The organism is Burkholderia sp. Tr-862 (assembly GCF_011753085.1).
Taxonomy (GTDB): Bacteria; Pseudomonadota; Gammaproteobacteria; order Burkholderiales; family Burkholderiaceae; genus Burkholderia; species Burkholderia ambifaria.
In genome coordinates this window covers 1-2,436 of the sequence record NZ_VWWG01000325.1, presented here as the reverse complement: position 1 = coordinate 2,436, position 2,436 = coordinate 1, and the positions used below count along the sequence as shown (strand labels likewise).

Here is a 2,436-nt window from a genome sequence, read left to right as displayed (position 1 = left end):
CACGCGGCAAAGCGCCGGTGCCGCTGGCGGACGCCGGGCGGCACGCGCGGCGCGGCGTCCGCCGCATCGAGCGCGTGCAGCGGCGCGTTGCAGCGCAGGCACAGCCGGAACGGCCGCATGTGCGGCGCGAGGTCGAGCCGCGCGAACAGCTCGTGCAACTGCGCATCCGGCTGCTGCGCGTGCAGGTAGCAGCCGCGTACGACCGCGCGCCGCTTCAGCAGCTCGCGGTCGCGGGTCAGCACGATCCGGCCTTCGCGCGCGGCGAGCGCGACGAGTTCGTCGTCGCGGTAGTGGTTGTCGTAGCAGGTGTCGAAGCCGGCGAGGCGCAGCAGCTGTGCGAGGCCGCCGAGATGCGCGTCGGCGACGAAGCGCCAGCGCTCCGGTTGCGGCAGCAGCGATTCGGTGGCCGGCCGCGCGCGTTCCGGATGGATGTCGACCCGGTCGCCGTCGCCAAGCGGCCGGTCGAGGGCGGCCGGCGCGCCGTTCACGCAGAGCCGGCCGATTTCCGTATGCGGGACGCCGAGCGCCTCCACCGCGTGCTTGACCGTCGCATCGCGCGCAAACGCGTGCGCGAACGCGCACTCGCGCTGCGCGCGTGCGAGAAACGCGTTCAGTTCGCCGTGGAAGCGGAAGGTCGCGGTCGCCATGCGCGCAGTATCGCACCGCGCGCGGCCGGTGGCGGGGGGCTGCAGGCCGCCGCCATCTGTGTTTAACTCCCCGCTTCACGGGTCGAAGGAGCGGGAAATGGATCTTGGATTTATCGGACTGGGCGAAATGGGGCAGGCGATCGCGACGAACCTGCTGAAGGCCGGGCATGCCGTGCGGGTCTGGAACCGGTCGCGCGAGCGCGCCGAGCCGCTCGCCGCGTTGGGCGCGCAGATCGTCGCTACGCCGGCCGATGCGTTTCGCGGCGATGCCGTGTTCTCGATGCTCGCCGACGATGCGGCCGCGCGCGAAGTATTCGACGACGCGCTGCTCGCCGAGGCGCCGCGCGGCCTGATCCACGTGAACATGGCGACGGTGTCGGTCGCGCTCGCCGAATCGCTCGCGCACGCCCACGCGTCGCGCGGCCTCCAGTACGTCGCCGCGCCCGTGATGGGACGCCCGGACGTCGCGGCCGCGGCCCGCCTGACGATCATGGCCGGCGGCCCGGCAGAGGCGATCGACCGTGTGCAGCCGCTGTTCGACGCGATCGGCCAGAAGACCTGGCGGTTCGGCTCGCTGCCACAGCATGCGAACGTCGCGAAGATCGCGGCGAACTTCACGCTCGCGTCGGCGATCGAGACGCTCGGCGAGGCGTCCGCGCTGCTCGGCGCGCACGGCGTCGCGATGCGCGATTTCCTCGACGTGATCACGAACAGCGTGTTTCCGGGGCCGGTCTACGAAGGCTACGGCGGGATGATCGCCGAGCGCAGCTACGAACCCGCGCGTTTCAAGGCGCGTCTCGGGCTGAAGGACGTGCGGCTCGCACTGCAGGCCGGCGACGCGGCGTCGGTGCCGCTGCCGGTGGCGAGCGTCGTGCGCGACAGCCTGCTCGATGCGCTCGCGCACGGCGGCGGCGAGCAGGACTTCGCGGTGCTCGGCGAAGTCGCGCTGCGCCGCGCGGGCCGCTGAGCCGACGCGGGACAGCAGCGCCGCGCACGCGGCATAATCGACATTTCATTTCTCTTTCGGTCGGGGCGGTCATGAACCTGCATACGTGGTGGCTTTTCGTGGCGACGGTGTTCGTCGTGTCGGCGATTCCGGGTCCGAACATGCTGCTCGTGATGACGCACGGCGCGCGGCACGGGCTGCGCCGCTCGTCGGCGACGATGGCCGGCTGCCTGAGCGCGCTGGTGCTGATGCTGGCGGTGTCCGCGGCGGGGCTCGGGGCGGTCCTCGAGGCATGGCCGGCAATGTTCGATGGATTGCGCCTCGCGGGCGCGGCCTATCTGATCTATCTCGGCGTGAAGGCGTGGCGTGCACGCGTCGACGACGCGCCGACCGGCGACGTCGATGCCGTTTCGCAGGGCGCATCGGCATCGCGCTGGACGCTGTTCCGCAATGGTTTCCTGGTCGCGGGCAGCAACCCGAAGGCGATCCTGTTCGCGGCCGCGCTGCTGCCGCAATTCATCAATGCAGCCGAGCCGACGCTGCCGCAATTCGGCATCCTCGTCGTCACGTTCGCGGTGATCGAGGTGAGCTGGTATCTCGTCTACGCGTCGTTCGGCACGCGCATCGGCGCGACGCTGAAGAGCCAGAGCGTCGCGAAGGTCTTCAACCGGCTGACGGGCGGCATCTTCGTCGGCTTCGGCGCGATGATGGCGCTGGTCCGTCACTGATTTCGGCCGCGCGGCCCGCCGCACGCCCCGCACCTCGTCAGAGGGCGGGGCGTTTTCACATCCGGGGCCGCGTCACGCGCGCGGCCGCACGGTGACGCCGCTGCGGCGCGCGGCA

At 71.3% G+C, this 2,436-nt stretch carries 3 protein-coding genes; 2 read left to right on the top strand and 1 reads right to left on the bottom strand.

Annotated elements, in window-relative coordinates; all coding sequences use genetic code 11:
• Positions 1-647 (bottom strand): Mut7-C RNAse domain-containing protein (locus F3J14_RS34445; protein ID WP_166726694.1); only part of this gene is annotated, 647 nt, incomplete at its 3' end.
• Here F3J14_RS34445 and F3J14_RS34440 point away from each other — a divergent pair.
• Together F3J14_RS34440 and F3J14_RS34435 are read left to right on the top strand one after the other, a co-directional pair.
• Positions 646-1,614 (top strand): NAD(P)-dependent oxidoreductase, encoded by a 969-nt coding sequence (locus tag F3J14_RS34440; RefSeq protein WP_282100803.1) that lies wholly within the window; start codon positions 646-648, stop codon positions 1,612-1,614. The two genes, F3J14_RS34445 and F3J14_RS34440, sit on opposite strands and share 2 nt — an antisense overlap.
• A gap of 71 nt (positions 1,615-1,685) precedes the next feature.
• Positions 1,686-2,321: a LysE family translocator gene (locus F3J14_RS34435; protein ID WP_166726692.1), complete on the top strand. Its 636-nt coding sequence runs from the start codon at positions 1,686-1,688 to the stop codon at positions 2,319-2,321.
• Positions 2,322-2,436 lie beyond the last annotated feature (115 nt).

Bases quoted from the DNA above. Each gene is read 5' to 3' on its own strand.
- F3J14_RS34440 (WP_282100803.1), top strand. From the start codon at position 646: ATGCGCGCAGTATCGCACCGCGCGCGGCCGGTGGCGGGGGGCTGCAGG.
- F3J14_RS34435 (WP_166726692.1), top strand. From the start codon at position 1,686: ATGAACCTGCATACGTGGTGGCTTTTCGTGGCGACGGTGTTCGTCGTG.